The organism is Roseicyclus salinarum (assembly GCF_029624655.1).
In the GTDB taxonomy this organism is placed as follows: Bacteria; Pseudomonadota; Alphaproteobacteria; order Rhodobacterales; family Rhodobacteraceae; genus Roseibacterium; species Roseibacterium salinarum.
The window spans coordinates 81,344-98,140 of the sequence record NZ_JARRSA010000003.1; the positions used below are offsets into that span (position 1 = coordinate 81,344).

Genomic DNA, 16,797 nt, shown 5'->3' on the forward strand with positions numbered 1-16,797 from the left:
CCACACTCGCGCCATGACCGGACCGAGCGACACCCCTTCCGCGAGCGCCGCGCCAAGCGTGCGCATCAGGCTGGTCTTCGGTCCCGGAGGGATGCTGGGCCCGGGCAAGGCCGAGCTGCTTGAGCGCATCGGGCGCACCGGCTCCATCGCGGCGGCGGGGCGCGAGATGGGCATGAGCTACAAGCGCGCCTGGCAACTCGTCGAGACGCTGAACGCGATGTTCCGCGACCCCGTCGTGGAAAGCACGCGGGGGGGCGCGCGGGGCGGCGGGGCGCGGGTGACGCCGACCGGCGAGGCGGTGCTTGACGCCTATCGCGCCCTCGAGGCCGAGACCCGGCGCGCGGGCGAGGCGCATATCGGGCGGCTGGCGGCGCTCCTGCGCGATATTCCCGAATGAAGATAACGCTTGCCGGCGCGCCTCGAATGGCTCGATATTCCCGCGTGAACATATCGATTGCAGAGGAGTCGCTCCCGTGACCGCCGGTTTCCCCCGTTTGCGCCGCCTCGCGCTCGTGACGCTCGTCGTGTCGGGCGCGGCATTCGCCCCGGCGCTTGCGCGGGCCGAGCGTGTGGTGGTCTTCGCCGCCGCCAGCTTGACCGACGCCATGGCCGAGATCGAGACGCGCTTCGAGGATGCGACGGGCCATGACCTCGTCGTGTCGCTTGCCGGGTCCTCGGCGCTCGCGCGGCAGATCCAGCAGGGCGCGCCGGCCGACGTCTTCATCTCCGCCAGCCCCGACTGGATGGACGCGCTGGAGGCGGGTGGGCTTCTGGCGGAGGGCACGCGCTTCGATCTTCTGCGCAACGCCATCGTCCTCGTGGCGCACAAGACGCATGGCGCGGGCGCGCAAGCCGTCGAGATCGGGCCCGACCTCGACCTCGACGCCCTGCTGGAGGGGGGGCGTCTTGCCATGGCGCTCGTCGATGCGGTGCCCGCCGGGATCTACGGGAAGGCCGCGCTCGAGAGCCTCGGGCTGTGGGACGGCGTGCGGGCGCGCGTCGCGCAGGCCGACAACGTGCGCGCGGCGCTGGCCTTCGTTGCGGCGGGCGAGGCTCCGCTCGGCATCGTCTACGCGACCGACGCCGTGGCCGAGGACCGCGTCACCGTCATCGGCACCTTCCCGGCCGGGACCCATCCGCCCATCGTCTATCCCGCGGCCGCCATCCGCGCCGGGAAGACCGAGGCCGCGGCGCAGTTCCTCGACTTCCTGCGAGGCCCCCGCGCGCGCGAGGCCTTCGAGCGGCAGGGCTTCGTCATGGCGGCGGGGTAGGGCGCGGGCATGGACTGGCTCGGACCCCAGGAATGGCAGGCGGTTGCGCTGTCCCTGCGTGTGGCGCTCTGGGCCACGATCGTCAGCCTGCCGCCCGGCATCGTCGTGGCCCATGCGCTCGCGCGGCGGGAGTTTCCGGGCAAGCAGCTTCTGAACGGGGTCGTGCATCTGCCCCTGATCCTGCCGCCGGTGGTGACGGGCTACCTTCTTCTGCTGACCTTCGGCACGCAGGGGCCGGTGGGCGGCCTTCTCGCCGAGGCGGGCATCGTCGTGGCCTTCCGCTGGACCGGCGCGGCGCTGGCGGCGGGGATCATGGCCTTTCCGCTGATGGTGCGCGCGATACGGCTGTCGATCGAGGCGACGGACCCGAAGCTGGAGCAGGCGGGCGCCACGCTGGGCGCGTCGCCCCTCTGGGTGTTCGTGACCGTGACGCTGCCGATGGCGCTGCCGGGGATCGTGGCGGGCGCGATCCTCGCCTTCGCCAAGGCGATGGGCGAGTTCGGCGCGACGATCACCTTCGTCTCGAACATTCCCGGCGAGACACGCACGATCCCGTCGGCGATCTACGCCTTCCTGCAGGTGCCGGGCGGCCAGGGACCCGCGATGAAGCTGGTGCTGGTCTCGGTCGCGGTGGCGATGGCCGCACTGCTGCTGTCCGAGGTCGTCGGGCGGCGCGTGGCCGCGCGGGTCGGGGGGCGCTGATGCTGGAGGTGTCCCTGCGCCATGGCTTCGGCGACTTCACGCTCGACGCCTCCTTCGCCGCGCCGCCCGGGGTCACGGTCCTGTTCGGGCGCTCGGGCTCGGGCAAGACGACGATCGTGAACGCGGTCGCGGGCCTGCTCTCGCCGCGCGAGGGGCGGATCGCCTCGGGCGACTGGGTGCTTCTGGACACGGCGCGGAACATTCGCCTCCCGCCGCACCGCAGGCGCGTGGGCTACATCTTCCAGGAGGGACGGCTGTTCCCGCACCTGACCGTGCGCCAGAACCTCGCCTATGGCGCGTGGTTCGCGCCGAGGGGCGCCCCGCGCGAGGATCAGGGCCACGTCGTCGAGCTTCTGGGGATCGGCCATCTGCTGGACCGGCGTCCGGGCGCGCTGTCGGGCGGCGAGAAGAGCCGCGTCGCCATAGGCCGCGCGCTTCTGTCCGCGCCGCGCCTGATCCTCGCGGACGAGCCGCTGGCGGCCCTCGACGAGACGCGCAAGGCCGAGATCCTGCCCTATTTCGAGCGGCTGCGGGACGAGGTGGCGGTGCCGATCCTTTATGTGAGCCACGCCGCCTCCGAAGTCGCGCGGCTGGCGACCACGGTCGTCGCGCTCGATAACGGCCGGGTGATCGCGCAGGGTCCCGCCGCCGATGTGCTGGGCGACCCTGCGGTGCTTCCGGCCGGCGCGCGCGAGGCGGGCGCCGTCCTGACCGCGCGCGTGGTCGCGCATCACGACGACGGCCTGACCGAGCTGGAGGCGGGCGGCGTGCCGCTGTTTCTGCCGCGCGTCCCGCAGGGTCCCGGCGCACGCCTGCGCCTGCGCATCGCGGCCCATGACGTGATCCTGTCGCGCGCCCGCCCCGAGGGGCTTTCGGCGCTGAACATCCTGCCCGGCACGGTGCGCGGGATCCGGTCCGGCGAGGGCCCCGGCGTCATCGTCGCGCTCGAGACGCCTGCGGGCCGCGTGCTGGCGCGCGTCACCCGCCGCTCGGCTGCGGCGCTGGGCCTTGCCGAGGGGGGCGCCGTCCATGCCATCGTCAAGACGGTCTCGGTCGCGCCCTCCGACATCGGCGGGCTACCGGCGGCCGGCGCGTAGCCTCAGAAGCCACGGTAGCACCAGCGGCGTCAGGTACATGGGGATCTGGTAGCACCCGATCACCAGCATCAGCTCGTCGATCAGCGGCGCTGGCAGAACGCCGAGGAACAGCGCGACGTTGCGGTTTCCCGCGACCACGGCCATCGGCGCGGCGGCCTCGGGCGTTCGCCACAGGCGCGCGGTCAGCGCCTGAAGCCCGAAGGCCACCGCCGAGACGAGGGCGAGCGTGCCGAACAGCGCGCTGGGCGCCTCGCGCAGCGCCGAGGCCGCGCCCGACATCAGGCCCACCACGACGATGCCCAGCAGGACCGCCGACAGGGCATCGAGCACGGTCGCGCTGCCGGGGGTATCGGGGACAACGCCGTTGGTGCGCAGCATGAACGCGGCCCCGCCCGCCAGCGCGATCACCCCCAGAAGCCTCAGGGCCGTGCCGAAGACGGCGCCCGCATCGCCGAATGCCGGCGCCAGCGCGAAGACGGGCAACACCGTGAGCGGCAGAAGGACGGTGCCGATCACGGTCTGGCGGAGGGCCGGGGCCGGATCGCCGCCGGCCATCGCCGCGATCGGCGCCGCGCCCGTGATCGGCGCCGCCGCGAGGATCAGCACCGTGCCAAGGGCCAGCGGGCCGGACAGAAGGCCGGCTCCCAGCAGCACGAGGGCCGCCGCGCAGGGCAGCGCCAACTGGAACGCGAGCGCCGTTCCCGCAGCCCGGCCAAGCGCCGCGCGCCCGATGCGCAGCCCGGCGGGCCCGATGCGCAGGAAGGCGAGAAAGAGGACGGCGATGACGAGCAGTCCCACGAAGGGCCGCACGGCGACCGCCGCCGACGGCGAGCCAAGGCCCACGGCCAGCCCCGCGATCAGCGCCCAGCGACCGCGCGCCGCGATCGCGGCGGAGACGGCGAGCATCACAGCGCCGCGGCCGCGCGCGCCGCCTGATCGTAGCTTCCGGACAGCGCGCGCAGAAGCGCCGCGACCCGGCTGATGTCGTCGGGGTCGCGCCCGAGCTGGCGCGCTGCGCGCACCAGAAGCGCCTCGCGGACCTCCTTGTAGCGCGCGCAGAGCTTCGCGCCCTCCGCGGTGATCTGGATCGTCTTTTCCTTGCCCTTGCGACCCGGCTCGACCAGTCCCGCCTGCGTCAGCTTGCGGATCGCGTAATTGGCGAGGTGCGTGTCCTCGATGTTGAGGATCAGGCAGACCTCGGCCAGCGTCTTGGAGCGGTCCCTGTGATGCACGAGATGCAGGATCAGGACCTCCAGCGGCGACATCGCGGGCCCGCCCGCCGCGGTCATGCAGCGCACCATCCAGCGGTGGTAGGCGTTGTTCATCATGGTCACCGCGAACTCGACCTCGGACAGCGCCGGAAGCGCGCTCTGGGCGAGATGGGCGGAGGAGACGACCGGACCGACATCGGGCAGGGCGCGTTTCTCGTCACTCATCGCGGATCACCTGTTGGACATCGTCGAGGGCAGCCACAGCGCGATCTCGGGGAAGATCGTCAGGATCGCAGTCGCCAGCACGAGGAGCAGGAAGAAGGGCAGCGCGTAGCGCGCGACCGTGAAGATGTCCCGCCCGGTGATGGATTGCAGCACGAAGAGGTTGAAGCCCACGGGCGGGGTGATCTGGCTCATCTCCACGACGAGCACGAGGAAGACGCCGAACCAGATCGGGTCGATCCCCGCCGCCAGCACCATCGGCAGGATCACCGACACGGTCAGCACCACGATGGAGATGCCATCGAGGAAGAAGCCCAGCACGATGAAGAACACCAGGAGCGCGGCGAGCAGCGCGTACTGGTTCAGGCCCTGCTCGCCGATCCAAGCGGCGAGGCTGCGCGGGATGCCGGTATAGCCCATCGCCCCCGTCAGGAAGGCCGCGCCCGCGAGGATGAACGCGATCATGCAGGTCGTGATGACCGCGCCCTTCAGGCTGTCCCACGCGCCCTGCCGGTCGATCCCGCCCGAGAGGCCAGAGATCACCAGCGCGCCGACGACGCCGACGACGGCGGCCTCGGTAGGCGAGGCGAGGCCCGCGTAGATCGAGCCGATGACGGCCACGATCAGCAGAAGCGTCGGCAGGAGCAGGGCCGCCGCGCGCAGCTTCTCGAGGAAGGGGACGGGCGGTTCGGGATCGGGCATCCGGTCGCGGTTGAGCCACGCCCAGAGCATCGTGTAGCCGCCGAACAGCGCCGCCAGCATCAGCCCCGGAAGGACGCCCGCAAGGAACAGGCGCGCGATCGACTGCTCGGTGGCCGCGCCGTAGACGATCAGGATGATCGACGGCGGGATGAGAAAGCCGAAGGTGCCCGATCCCGCCAGCGTGCCGATGGCCATGCGGTCGTCGTAGCCGCGCTTGCGCAGTTCCGGCAGCGACATGCGGCCCACGGTCGCCGTGGTCGCGGCCGAGGATCCCGAGACCGCCGCAAAAAGCGCGCAGCCCATGATGTTGACGTGCAGAAGCCCGCCGGGAAGCCGCCGCGTGAGGGGCGAGAGGCCCCGGAACATGTCCGAGGACAATCGCGACCGGAACAGGATCTCGCCCATCCAGATGAACATCGGCAGCGCCGTGAGGTCCCAGATGTTGAGCGAGGCCCAGGCCTTGGTCGCGAAGACCGCGCCGACGGGGGCGGGCGTGGCGAGCGTCATGCCCACGAGGCCCACGACGATCAGCGAGAAGCCGACCCACAGCCCCAGCGCGAGGCACAGGAACAGGACGGCGACGAGGATGAGGGAAAGCGTCAGAAGGTCCATTTCAGTGCCCCGCGTCGTCGATGGATTTCGCGCCCTCGGCGGCGATGAAGGCGGGCGTGCGTCCTGCGAGCGCGGCCAGAAGCTCGTCCAGAAGCGCCACCGCGAAGATGCCGAGGCCGAGGGTCATCGCGCCCTGCGGGATCCACAGCGGGATCGGGATCATTCCGAAGGAGACCGAGTCGAACTGCCAGCTGTCGAGGGCCTGCAGCCACGAATGCCACGTTGCGAAGCCCGCGAGCCCGAGCCCGGCGGCGAGCACGGCGACGGTGAGGGCCCTCGCGCCCGCGTCAGGCAGGGCCCGGGCGAGCATCGTCACCCGCACATGGCCCGCCGCGCGCAGCGTCGCTGGAAGCGCGAGGAACGCGGCCGCGACGAAGAGGAAGCCGCCGATCTCGGCGAGCGAGGGCACCTGAAGGCCCACCGTCTCCATCCCCGCCGCGAGGAGTGCGCGGTCGAGGATGCGCCCGGCGATCTGGATGAAGACGAGGGCCGCAATCGACACCAGCCCGCAGGCCGACGCGACGAGTGCCGAAGCATAGATGAGGTCGAGCGCGCGTCGCATGAGGCGGCCTCCGGAATTGAGATGCGTGTGCGGATGGAGAAAGGGCCGGGCGATCTGCTCGCCCGGCCCCGAGGAACGATCAGCGTGCGGCCTGATAGGCCTCGACGATCGCGGCGCCCGCGTCGCCGGCGCGCTCCAGCCATTCGCTGGTCATGGTCTCGCCTGCCGCGGCCAGCGCCGCGGCCAGTTCGGGCGAGGGCTGGGTCACGGTCATGCCGTTCTCTTCCAGCGTCGCGATCTGCGTCGCGGTCTCGGCCTCCGACATCGCCCAGCCGCGCGCCTCGGCCTCCATGGCGGCCTCCATCAGCGCGGTCTGCTGATCCTCGGGCAGCGCATTGAACGCGTCGGTGTTCACGAAGACGACGTTCTTGGGAAGCCACGCGTTCACGTCGACATAGACGTTGGTGAAGTCCCATGCCTGCGACGAGACGCCGGTGGAGGGCGAGGTCATCATCGCCGAGACGCGGCCCGTGGCGAAGGCGGTGGGGATGTCGCCGGCCTCGACCTGCGTCGGCGTCATGTCGAGAAGGTCGGCAAGGCGCTCGGTCGCGGTGTTGTAGGCGCGGAAGCTGACGCCGGCCAGCTGGGCCGGGTCGGTGACCTCCTCGGTCAGGTAGAGCGACTGGCCCGGCCACGGCACGGCATAGAGAAGGGTCAGGCCCTGCTCGGCCAGAAGCTCTTCGACGGCGGGCCGGGAGGCGCCCCAGAGCGCCTGCGCGTCGGGATAGCTGTCGGCGAGGAAGGGGATGGAATCGGCCTCGAAGACCGGGTTCTCGTTGGCGAGGCGCGACAGGAGGATCTCGCCGATGGGCGCGAGGCCGCGGCGCACGGCGTCCTTGATCTCGGGGTGGCCGAAGAGCGAGCCGGCGGAGTGCACCGTGATGTCGAGCGCCCCGTCCGTGCCTTCGCGCACGTCGTCGGCGAATTCCATGATGTTCTGCGTGTGGAACACCGCGTCGCCATAGGGCGTCGGCATGTCCCACGCGGTCTGGGCCGCCGCCGGAAGGGCGAGGGCGAGGGCCGTGGTGGCAAGGGCTGCGCTGCGAAGCGTCAGGGTCATGTCTGGTATCTCCCGTGTTGGGTGGCCTGACCGTCGCGGCCGGGCCGGAGGGGCTGTCCGGGCTCTTGATTGACCCGGCGTAAATGAAGCTTGACCCTACACCTACAATTTGTCAACAAAATGTGATTGATTGGTGAAGGCGGGCGCATGGCGCTCTTTCGCACTGCCCGGAAAATGGGCGGCGAGCCACAGGGGAGGCCGGAATGGCAGACGCGAACGCGGCGCAGCGATGGGATTTCTGGATCGACCGTGGCGGCACCTTCACCGACGTCGTGGGCCGCGCCCCCGGCGGCGAGATGCGCCCGCTCAAGCTTCTGTCCGAGAACCCCGAGGCCTACGAGGACGCCGCCATCGAGGGCATCCGCAGGCTTCTGGGCGGCGAGATAGATCCCGCGCTGATCGGCACGGTCAAGATGGGCACCACGGTCGCGACCAACGCGCTTCTGGAGCGCAAGGGCGACCGGACGCTGCTCGTCATCACAAAGGGGTTCCGCGACGCGCTGCGCATCGCCTACCAGGCCCGGCCCGACATCTTCGCCAAGGAGATCGTCCTGCCCGAGCAGCTCTATGATCGCGTCATCGAGGTCGACGAGCGCCTGCGCGCCGACGGCACCGTGGAACGCGCGCCAGATCCCGAAGCGGTGCGCGGCGCGCTGGAGCGGGCGAAGGCCGACGGCATCGACGCGGTCGCCATCGTCCTGATGCATGCATGGAAGAACCCCGCGCACGAGACGGCGCTTGCCGGCCTCGTCCGGTCGATGGGTTTCTCGCAGGTCTCGGTCAGCCACGAGGTCAGCCCGCTGGTCAAGCTGGTGGGGCGCGGCGACACGACGGTGGTGGACGCCTACCTGTCCCCGATCCTCGGCCGCTACGTCGCCCGCGTCGCGGACGCGCTGGGCGCGACGCCGGCGGGCGAGGCGGGGCCGACGCTTCAGTTCATGATGTCATCGGGCGGCATGACCGCGGCCGAGAAGTTCCAGGGGAAGGACGCGATCCTGTCGGGCCCGGCCGGCGGCGTCGTCGGCATGGTCGAGACGGCCTCGGACGCGGGCTTCGCCAAGGTCATCGGCTTCGACATGGGCGGCACCTCGACGGATGTCGCGCACTACGCGGGCGATTACGAGCGCGCCTTCGACACCGAGGTGGCGGGCGTGCGCATTCGCGCGCCGATGATGCGCATCCACACGGTCGCGGCGGGCGGCGGCTCGATCCTGCACGCCGATCCGGGCCGCTTCCGCGCCGGCCCCGACAGCGCGGGCGCCAATCCTGGCCCCGCCTGCTACCGCCGGGGCGGTCCCCTGACGGTGACGGACGCGAACGTCATGCTGGGCAAGCTGCGCCCCGAGTTCTTCCCCCGCGTCTTCGGCCCCGGGCAGGACGAGGCGCTGGACGACGCGGTGGTGCGCGCGAAATTCGCCGAGATCGCCGATGCGGAAGGCAAGTCGCCCGAGGAGGTCGCCGAGGGTTTCCTGACCATCGCCGTCGAGAACATGGCCAACGCGATCAAGAAGATCTCCGTCCAGCGCGGCTATGACGTCACGAAGTATCTGCTGAACGCGTTCGGCGGCGCGGCCGGGCAGCACGCCTGCCTGGTGGCCGACGCGCTGGGCATGGAGGCGGTGCTGATCCATCCGCTTTCGGGGCTCTTGTCGGCCTACGGCATCGGGCGGGCGACCGTCTCCGCCAGCCGCCAGCAGGCGCTGGTGCGCGAGCTTGGGCCCGACAGCGTCGAGGCGGTGAACCGCCTGACCGCCGACCTCGAAAGGGCCGTCTCCGCCGAGCTGGCCGAGCAGGGCGTGGACGTCGGCGCGGCCTCGGCCGTCTCGCGCCTGCACCTGCGATATGCGGGAACCGACACCGCGCTGCCGGTGACGTGGGATGGCGATCCGAAGGCCGCCCGAGCCGCCTTCGAGGCCGCGCACAAGGCGCAGTTCGGCTTCGTGAGCGAGGACAAGCCCGTGACCGTGGAGGCCGTGGAGGTCGAGATGACCGAGGCCGCCCGCGAGGCCGGCGCGGCCCGGACGGCCGAGGCCGTGGCGCGCGACGCGTCCTCGGACCGGACGGTTCCGATCTTCTCGGGCGGGGCCCATGTGGAGGCCGCGGTCTTCACCCGCGAGGGGCTTTCGGCCGGCGATAGGGTCAAGGGCCCCGCGCTGATCATCGAGCCGAACCAGACTGTCGTGATCGAGCCCGGCTGGACCGCCGAGCTGACGGCGCGCGACGACATCCTCATGCGCCGCCACGAGAGGATGGCCCGCACCTCGGCCGCAGGCACGACCGAGGCCGACCCGATCCTCCTTGAGGTGTTCAACAACCTCTTCATGAACATCGCCGAGCAGATGGGCGTGGCGCTTCAGAACACCGCGCATTCCGTCAACATCAAGGAACGGCTCGACTTCTCCTGCGCCGTGTTCGACCGCGACGGCGCGCTGGTCGCGAACGCGCCGCACATGCCAGTGCACCTCGGCTCGATGGATCGCAGCGTGGAGACGGTGATCCGCCTCAACGCGGGCCACATCCGGCCCGGCGACGTCTTCGCGCTGAACGCGCCCTACAACGGCGGAACGCACCTGCCCGACATCACCGTGGTCTCGCCCGTCTTCGACGACGATGGCGCCGAGATCCTGTTCTGGGTCGCCTCGCGCGGGCATCACGCCGATGTCGGCGGCACGGCGCCGGGATCGATGACGCCGCTGGCGAAGACCGTGGACGAGGAGGGGGTCCTGTTCGACAACTTCGTCCTCGTGGAGCGCGGCAGCTTCCGCGAGGACGCGCTGCGCACCCTCTTGACCGACCATCCCTATCCGGCGCGCAATCCCGACCAGAACATCGCCGACCTCAAGGCGCAGATCGCCGCCAACGAGCGCGGCGCGGCCGAGCTGAAGCGCATGGTGGCCGAGTTCGGCCTCGACACCGTGCGCGCCTACATGGGCCATGTGCAGGACAACGCCGCCGAGGAGGTGCGCAGGCTTCTTGGGCGGCTCGAGGATTGCGACTACCAATATCCGACCGACACGGGCCAGGTGATCCGCGTGAAGATCACCGTGGACCGCGACGCGCGCGAGGCGACGGTGGATTTCACCGGCACGTCCGAGGCCACCGACAACAACTTCAACGCGCCCGAGCCGGTGACACGGGCCGCCGTCCTCTACTGTTTCCGCGTCATGGTCGAAGCGCCGATCCCGATGAACGCAGGCTGCCTGCGCCCCATCCGCATCGTCATCCCCGAGGGCTCCATGCTGAAGCCGGCATATCCGCGCGCCGTGGTGGCGGGCAACGTCGAGACCTCGCAGCATGTCACCAACTGCATCTTCGGCGCGCTGGGGGCCATCGCCAACAGCCAGGGCACGATGAACAACCTGACCTTCGGCAACGACACCTACCAGTACTACGAGACGATCTGCTCGGGCTCGCCCGCAGGCGTGATGAATTCGGGGCGCGGGTTCGGGGGCACCTCGGGCGTCCACGTCCACATGACGAATTCGCGCCTGACCGATCCCGAGGTGCTCGAGATGCGCTTTCCGGTGCTCTTGGAGCATTTCGGCCTGCGCGAGGGGTCGGGCGGCAAGGGCGCCTTCCCCGCGGGCGACGGGACCGAGCGGCGCATCCGCTTCCTCGAGCGCATGGACTGCGCGATCCTGTCCTCGCACCGCGCCGCTCCGCCCAACGGCATCGCGGGCGGCGGTCCGGGCGAGGTCGGGCGCACCGAGGTCGGGCGCGCCGATGGCCGTGTCGAGGTCTTGAACGCCTGCGACCAGACGGTGCTGGACGCGGGCGAGACGATCACGGTGATCACGCCGACCGCGGGCGGCTACGGAAAGACCTAGGGGGCCCGCGCCCCCGGACGTCAGGCCGGGGGGGCGCGGCCGCCGGGTCAGCCCTCTTCGGCGATCACGCCGTTGCGCAGCGTGCCGACGCCGGTGATCTCGACCTCGACCGTCATGCCGGGCTCGAGGAACAGCTGCGGCTTGCGGTGCGCGCCGACGCCGCCGGGGGTGCCGGTGGCGATCACGTCGCCGGGCTTCAGCGTCGTGACGGTCGAGGCGTAGGCGATCAGCTCGGGGATGCCGATCGCCATGTCGCTGATCGGCGTCTCCTGCTCGACATTGCCGTTGACGCGGGTCCGCATCGTCTGGCCGAGGATGTCGCCGACCTCGTCAGGCGTCACCATCCACGGTCCGAAAGACCCCGATTTCTCGAAGTTCTTGCCGGGCCAGAACTGCGTCGTGTGGTTCTGGTAATCGCGGATCGAGCCGTCGTTGAAGCAGGAATAGCCCGCGATGTGATCCCAGGCGTCGGCCTCGGCGATGTGGCGGCCGGGCTTGCCGATGATGATCGCAAGCTCGCCCTCGTAGTCGTGCTTGGGGCTCGCCGAAGGGCGCACGATCGCCTCGCCGTGACCCACGAGCGAGTCCGGGTAGCGCGTGAAGATCGTGGGCTTCTCGGGCTTCGCGCGCCCCGTCTCGAGGATGTGCGGCAGGTAGTTCAACCCGATGCACAGGATCTTCTCCGGTGTCGTTACCGGCGGCAGGAGCGTCACGTCGGCCAGGGGCAACGCCTCGCCCAGCCCCTCCAGCTCGCCGATGGCGTCCGCCGCGATCACCTCGACGAGGTCGCGGTAGCGCGACCCCAGCGCCGCCGCCGCGTCCAGGACGTGCGTGCCGTCCGTCGTTCCGTAGCCCGCGCTTCCGTCGGGGCGCGTGAAAGATACCAGCCGCATCTCGTCTCCTCGTCTAGCGGTGTCCCGGCTCATGTCTCACCCCAGCCGGCGGCGGATTGCAATGCGTCTCTCGCGCCGGGGGCGACGCCACCCGGACACAGGAGCTGTGCGCCGATGGACAGGACAAACGCCGCCCGGCACGTTATGTTCGCCGCCAGAGGTTCGGGGAGGTGCAGACATGCCACAGAACGACATCCGCAAGATCCAGACCCAGGGTGTGCATCACATCACCCTGATCGGCGCGGACCGCCAGACGTCCATCGACTTCTGGGAGGGCGTGCTGGGCATGCCCTTCATCTTCGACCAGCCCAATCTCGACGACCCCGGTCAAGGGCATCTCTACTTCGATCCGGGCGATGGCCGGTTGATCACGATCTTCACCGACGAGGAGCGCAAACCCGACGCCACCGCGGTTCCCGAGGCCACGGGATCGCTGCACCACCTCGCCCTGAACGTCAGCCAGGCGACGTTCTGGCAGATCGCCGAGCGGCTGGACGCGAGGGGCGTGGCGCATTCCGGGCCGAAGGACCGCGGCTTCATGGATTCGATCTATTTCCGCGACCCGCTCGGCCTCAGGATCGAGCTTGCCTCCTACCGGTTCGAGCCGCCCGAGGGCTGCCGCCATGCAGACGTCATGATCGAGGCGCATCGCATCCGTGTCGCGCGCGGCGACCACCACATCGACAAGGTGCACCTCGCCGACGCGATCGAGGCCCTGGTGGAACGCCGCCAGCAATCGCTTTCCCCCGACCGGACTGCGCGCAACCCCTACTGAGGCGCGCACCGGGCGGGACCGTTCCGCCGCCGCTTGCCGGTCAGGCCGCCGCCTCGGCGGGCTTCCTGCAGCAGCAGGACGCGCGAATCGGCACGGTCGCGCGCGCCGTCGCCTGCTCGAGTTGCCGCGCGATGTGGTGCGCCTCGGTGCGTTCGCCGCGACGCACGAGGCATTCGTGCAGCCCGTGCAGGCTCCAGACGTTGCGCGGGTGCTGGCAGGGCCGGGCGAGCGTTTCGTCCAGACCCAGATCGGCCCGGTAGACGGCCTCGGCCTCGTCGTGGTGTCCGGCCTCCATCAGAAGCGCGCCGAGCGCGTGGCGCGCGGGCTGCATCCAGCCCCACGGTTCGTCGTAGAGCAGGTCGTCGTCCAGCGCGACCGAGCGGCGCAGGTGGTCGAGGCCTTCCTCGATCCGTCCCGCCTTGAACGCGATCTCGCCGTCCATCATCGCCTCGCCGACGGCGAGCACGTCGATGGCGGTGTTGTTGAACACCATCCAGTCCTCAGGCAGCGCGGCGCGCGCGGCGACGGACTTCTCCCGCTCCGGCAGCGCCTCGTCGTGACGGCCGAGGTTCGCCAGCGCCACGGCGCGCGCCTGGTGCATCGCGCAGGTCGTGTAGCGGTAGAGGCCGGGATCGGCGGGCATCGGCAGGTCGAGGATCTCCCGCCACATGCCGAAGCGGATCATGACGTGCACCTTCTTGCCGTGGAAGCTTTCGAACAGCTCGGGCATGTAGGCCGTCACGTCGTCGGGCAGCATCTCGATCAGCCGGTCCGAAGCCGCCAGCGCCGCCTCGGGCTGGCCAAGAAACATCGCGCCGTAGGCTTCGAAATGCACGTTGTGGATGCGGTAGACGGTGTAGAAGTTCTTCGCCCCCTTCAGCGCCTCGTACTTGCGGTCGATCCGGGCGGCCTTGCGGTTGCGCGAGACGACGTTGTGGTAGTCGCCGCACAGCACGTCGATATGCGTGGCCATGTGCACGAGGTGCCCGCTGTCGGGCACCAGGTCCGTCAGGCGGTCGCCGTGCAGAAGCGCCTTCTCGGGGGTCGGCGACATCTCCATGAGGTGGATGTACATGTGCAGCAGGCCCGGATGGTCCCACGCGGCCGGGAAGGTGTCGAACGCGCGCTCCAGCGCCGCCTGCGCCTCGAGCGTCGAGGCGCCTTCCGCCGGACCGTCGGTCCTGAGATCCCACAGAAGCCATGGCGTCCGGTTCATCAGGGCCTCGGCGAAGATGGCGATGACGTCCAGATCGTCGGGATGCGCCGCGTAGACCTTGCGCATCCCGTCGCAGAAGGCGTCGTTCCACGGAGCGTAATCCTCGATCTCGGGGTCGGTCGGGTAGCGCGCCGCGAGGGCCTCGATCAGGTCGTTCTCGACCGGGGACAGACTGCCCTTCAGGGCCCGCGCGGCGTCGAGCGTGCGATGCGCGCGGGCCAGCGTTTCGACGCGCTCCTCCGGCGCGAAGAACTCCCACGGCCTGTTGTAGTTGGGGCCGATCGCGTAGGCGAGGCCCCAGCACGCGGCGCCGCAGCCGGGGTCGGCCTCCAGCGCCTCGGCGAAGGCCTCGGCCGCCGCCTCGTGATTGTAGCCGTAAAGCCAGACGAGCCCCCGGTCGAACGCCGCCTGGGCGATGTCGGAAGATGTCGTGACGGGGCGCGCGTGGCGCCCGAGATCGAATGTGCTGTCCATCGTGGCGTTGCCCCCATCCCCGCCGCCGCGATGCCGCGGCACGAAATATCCTAGCACACCCGCAGGTCGGTCGGGACAGATTCGGCGCGCGTCCGGTTTCCCCTGTGGACACCGCCCTGCGCGCTGTTACTTTCTGCCACCGGTCAGACAGCGGAGGGCACGATGGCGAAACTGGCATTCCTGGGCTTGGGCGTGATGGGCTACCCGATGGCGGGACACCTGAAGGCGGCGGGCCACGAGGTCACCGTCTACAACCGCACCGCGTCCAAGGCCGAGGCCTGGGCGGACGAGCATGGCGGGTCGCACGCGCCCACCCCGCGCGAGGCGGTCGCGGGGGCTGAGTTCGTCATGGCCTGCGTGGGCAACGACGATGACCTTCGCTCGGTCGTGCTGGGCGAGGACGGCGCGCTTGCCGGCATGGGCGAGGGCGCGGTCTTCGTCGACCACACCACCGTGTCCGCGATCGTGACGCGCGAACTGGCCGCCGAGGCCGCCAAGGCGGGCATCGGCTGGGTCGACGCGCCCGTCTCGGGCGGACAGGCCGGGGCCGAGAACGGACAGCTCGTCGTCATGTGCGGCGGAGACGAGGCGCATTTCGCCGCCGCCGCGCCCGTGATCGACGCCTATTCCAAGATGACCGAACGCTTCGGCGACGTCGGCGCGGGCCAGATCACGAAGATGGTCAACCAGATCTGCATCGTGGGCGCGGTCCAGTCGATCTCGGAGGGGCTGTGGTTCGCGCGGACCGCCGGGCTCGACGCCAAGAAGGTCGCCAAGCTCGTGTCGCAGGGGGCGGGCGGATCCTGGCAGCTTGCGAACCGCGCCGACACGATGATCGACAACCATTTCGAGCACGGCTTCGCGGTCGACTGGATGCGCAAGGACCTCGGCATCGCGCTGCAGCAGGGCAAGGAGATGGGCCTGAGCCTTCCGGTCACGGCGCTGGTCGACCAGTTCTACGCCGAGGTGCAGCAGCTTGGCGGCGGGCGCTGGGACACGTCGAGCCTGATCCAGCGGTTCCGCAGGATGCACGGCGAAGAGGTCTGAGACGCGCTTGCCGTTCGTCCTCACAGATAGCGCCGCGCTGAGGCAGGCGGAGTTCGACACGATCATCGACGTGCGCTCTCCGTCCGAGTTCGCCGAGGATCACGTTCCGGGCGCGGTCTCCATGCCGGTGCTCAGCGACGCCGAGCGCGCCGAGGTCGGCACGATCTACACGCAGGACAGCCCCTTCCGCGCCCGCAAGATCGGCGCGGCGATGGTTGCCCGCAATGCCGCCCGCCACATCGAGGAGGGCCTGATGGACCGCGACGGCGGCTGGCGGCCGCTGGTCTATTGCTGGCGCGGCGGGCAGCGTTCGGGCTCGTTCGCGGCGATCCTGGGCCAGATCGGCTGGCGCGTGCAGACGCTGGAGGGCGGCTATCGCAGCTGGCGGCGGCTGGTGGTCGGGCGGCTCTACGATGTCGACCTGAAGCTGAGGGTCGTCCGCCTCGACGGCTATACCGGCACCGCCAAGACGGCCCTTCTGGCCGAGATCGCGGCGCTGGGCGGGCAGGTGATCGACCTCGAGGGTCTGGCGCGGCACCGCGGCTCGATCCTGGGCGATGTCGATGGCGAGCAGCCCGCGCAGAAGGGGTTCGAGACGGCCCTCGTGCAGGCCCTCGACGCCATGGACCCCGCGCGTCCCGTGCTGGTGGAGGCCGAGAGCGCGCGGATCGGACGGCTGCGCATTCCGCCCGCGCTGTGGGTCGCGATGCGGGGCAGCCCGAGGATCGTCGTGGAGGCGCCCGTCGAGGCGCGCGCGCGATTCCTCGCGGGGGAATACGCCGGCCTCGCCGCCGACGCGCCGGCCCTGACCGCGCGGCTGGACGGCCTGCGCGCCATCGCCGGTCACGAGACGGTGGATGGCTGGCTCGCGATGCTGGGAGAGGGACGGCTCGAGGACCTTTCGGAGGCGCTGATCCGGCAGCACTACGATCCGGCCTATGGTCGGCTGCGCCGGAGCGACGAGGGCCGCGTCGTGGCGCGCGTGGAGTTGGAGGCGCTCGATGCCGGGGCCCGCGCAGCGGCGGCCCGGCGCATCATGGAGCACCTGTCGGGCATGGCCCGCAACGCGGCCTGAGGCCGGTCGCAGCCTTGCTTCGGGCAGGGCCGCCGGGCGTTTCGCGTATCC

General features: G+C 70.5%; 15 protein-coding genes. 8 read left to right on the forward strand and 7 right to left on the reverse strand.

The genetic code is table 11. The features are described from left to right. Nucleotides 1-13: 13 nt before the first annotated feature. The 4 genes from P6F26_RS02850 (at nt 14) to modC (ending at nt 3,070) form a co-directional block, all read left to right on the forward strand. Nucleotides 14-397, forward strand: a complete 384-nt coding sequence (locus P6F26_RS02850) for a winged helix-turn-helix domain-containing protein (protein WP_278027132.1) — start codon at nt 14-16, stop codon at nt 395-397. A gap of 76 nt (nt 398-473) precedes the next feature. Next, complete coding sequence (modA, locus tag P6F26_RS02855; RefSeq protein ID WP_430736714.1) at nt 474-1,271, forward strand: molybdate ABC transporter substrate-binding protein; 798 nt, start codon at nt 474-476, stop codon at nt 1,269-1,271. Between the two features lie 9 nt (nt 1,272-1,280). Continuing rightward, nucleotides 1,281-1,973: a molybdate ABC transporter permease subunit gene (gene modB, locus P6F26_RS02860; RefSeq protein WP_278027133.1), complete on the forward strand. Its 693-nt coding sequence runs from the start codon at nt 1,281-1,283 to the stop codon at nt 1,971-1,973. Then, entirely contained in the window at nt 1,973-3,070 is a 1,098-nt protein-coding gene (gene modC / locus P6F26_RS02865) for a molybdenum ABC transporter ATP-binding protein (RefSeq protein WP_278027134.1), read from the forward strand. Before modB ends, modC begins: the two co-directional genes overlap by 1 nt. On the opposite strand, the gene P6F26_RS02870 is transcribed toward modC, so the two are convergent. From P6F26_RS02870 to P6F26_RS02890, 5 genes are all read right to left on the reverse strand, one after another. Continuing rightward, a complete protein-coding gene (locus P6F26_RS02870) occupies nt 3,050-3,976 on the reverse strand; it encodes a hypothetical protein (RefSeq protein ID WP_278027135.1) in 927 nt (308 codons plus the stop codon). The two genes, modC and P6F26_RS02870, sit on opposite strands and share 21 nt — an antisense overlap. Beyond that, on the reverse strand, nt 3,976-4,506 hold the full coding sequence (locus P6F26_RS02875) for a winged helix DNA-binding protein (RefSeq protein ID WP_278027136.1): 531 nt from the start codon (nt 4,504-4,506) through the stop codon (nt 3,976-3,978). The genes P6F26_RS02870 and P6F26_RS02875 overlap by 1 nt, the downstream gene beginning before the upstream one ends. Nucleotides 4,507-4,512: 6 nt before the next feature. Next, nucleotides 4,513-5,817, reverse strand: coding sequence for a TRAP transporter large permease (locus P6F26_RS02880; protein WP_278027137.1), 1,305 nt, complete (start codon nt 5,815-5,817; stop codon nt 4,513-4,515). Nucleotide 5,818: 1 nt separating this feature from the next. Further along, entirely contained in the window at nt 5,819-6,379 is a 561-nt protein-coding gene (locus P6F26_RS02885) for a TRAP transporter small permease (protein ID WP_278027138.1), read from the reverse strand. Nucleotides 6,380-6,458: 79 nt separating this feature from the next. Continuing rightward, nucleotides 6,459-7,439: a TRAP transporter substrate-binding protein gene (locus P6F26_RS02890; protein WP_278027139.1), complete on the reverse strand. Its 981-nt coding sequence runs from the start codon at nt 7,437-7,439 to the stop codon at nt 6,459-6,461. 203 nt (nt 7,440-7,642) lie between these two features. Between P6F26_RS02890 and P6F26_RS02895 the strand changes: the two genes are divergently transcribed. Next, the gene (locus P6F26_RS02895; RefSeq protein ID WP_278027140.1) at nt 7,643-11,266 is read left to right on the forward strand and encodes a hydantoinase B/oxoprolinase family protein; all 3,624 of its coding nucleotides are present in this window, start codon (nt 7,643-7,645) and stop codon (nt 11,264-11,266) included. A gap of 47 nt (nt 11,267-11,313) precedes the next feature. Here the strand turns inward: P6F26_RS02895 and P6F26_RS02900 are convergent, their stop codons facing one another. Beyond that, the gene (locus P6F26_RS02900; protein WP_278027141.1) at nt 11,314-12,159 is read right to left on the reverse strand and encodes a fumarylacetoacetate hydrolase family protein; all 846 of its coding nucleotides are present in this window, start codon (nt 12,157-12,159) and stop codon (nt 11,314-11,316) included. 193 nt (nt 12,160-12,352) lie between these two features. Here P6F26_RS02900 and P6F26_RS02905 point away from each other — a divergent pair, with 193 nt between their 5' ends. Further along, on the forward strand, nt 12,353-12,934 hold the full coding sequence (locus P6F26_RS02905; protein ID WP_278027242.1) for a VOC family protein: 582 nt from the start codon (nt 12,353-12,355) through the stop codon (nt 12,932-12,934). A 40-nt stretch (nt 12,935-12,974) separates the two neighbouring features. On the opposite strand, the gene P6F26_RS02910 is transcribed toward P6F26_RS02905, so the two are convergent. After that, nucleotides 12,975-14,624, reverse strand: a complete 1,650-nt coding sequence (locus P6F26_RS02910) for a tetratricopeptide repeat protein (protein ID WP_278027142.1) — start codon at nt 14,622-14,624, stop codon at nt 12,975-12,977. Nucleotides 14,625-14,786: 162 nt separating this feature from the next. On the opposite strand from P6F26_RS02910, the gene P6F26_RS02915 reads away from it, so the two are divergent. Both P6F26_RS02915 and mnmH read left to right on the forward strand, forming a co-directional pair. Further along, nucleotides 14,787-15,671 (forward strand): NAD(P)-dependent oxidoreductase, encoded by an 885-nt coding sequence (locus P6F26_RS02915; protein WP_278027143.1) that lies wholly within the window; start codon nt 14,787-14,789, stop codon nt 15,669-15,671. Between the two features lie 7 nt (nt 15,672-15,678). Continuing rightward, nucleotides 15,679-16,746 carry a tRNA 2-selenouridine(34) synthase MnmH gene (mnmH, locus tag P6F26_RS02920; protein ID WP_278027144.1) on the forward strand — a complete coding sequence of 356 codons (1,068 nt, stop codon included), beginning with the start codon at nt 15,679-15,681 and terminating at the stop codon, nt 16,744-16,746. Nucleotides 16,747-16,797 lie beyond the last annotated feature (51 nt).

Coding starts and splice junctions, on each gene's coding strand:
- P6F26_RS02850 (WP_278027132.1), top strand. CDS start 14: ATGACCGGACCGAGCGACACCCCTTCCGCGAGCGCCGCGCCAAGCGTG.
- modB (WP_278027133.1), top strand. CDS start 1,281: ATGGACTGGCTCGGACCCCAGGAATGGCAGGCGGTTGCGCTGTCCCTG.
- modC (WP_278027134.1), top strand. CDS start 1,973: ATGCTGGAGGTGTCCCTGCGCCATGGCTTCGGCGACTTCACGCTCGAC.
- P6F26_RS02870 (WP_278027135.1), bottom strand. CDS start 3,976: ATGCTCGCCGTCTCCGCCGCGATCGCGGCGCGCGGTCGCTGGGCGCTG.
- P6F26_RS02875 (WP_278027136.1), bottom strand. CDS start 4,506: ATGAGTGACGAGAAACGCGCCCTGCCCGATGTCGGTCCGGTCGTCTCC.
- P6F26_RS02880 (WP_278027137.1), bottom strand. CDS start 5,817: ATGGACCTTCTGACGCTTTCCCTCATCCTCGTCGCCGTCCTGTTCCTG.
- P6F26_RS02885 (WP_278027138.1), bottom strand. CDS start 6,379: ATGCGACGCGCGCTCGACCTCATCTATGCTTCGGCACTCGTCGCGTCG.
- P6F26_RS02890 (WP_278027139.1), bottom strand. CDS start 7,439: ATGACCCTGACGCTTCGCAGCGCAGCCCTTGCCACCACGGCCCTCGCC.
- P6F26_RS02895 (WP_278027140.1), top strand. CDS start 7,643: ATGGCAGACGCGAACGCGGCGCAGCGATGGGATTTCTGGATCGACCGT.
- P6F26_RS02900 (WP_278027141.1), bottom strand. CDS start 12,159: ATGCGGCTGGTATCTTTCACGCGCCCCGACGGAAGCGCGGGCTACGGA.
- P6F26_RS02910 (WP_278027142.1), bottom strand. CDS start 14,624: ATGGACAGCACATTCGATCTCGGGCGCCACGCGCGCCCCGTCACGACA.
- P6F26_RS02915 (WP_278027143.1), top strand. CDS start 14,787: ATGGCGAAACTGGCATTCCTGGGCTTGGGCGTGATGGGCTACCCGATG.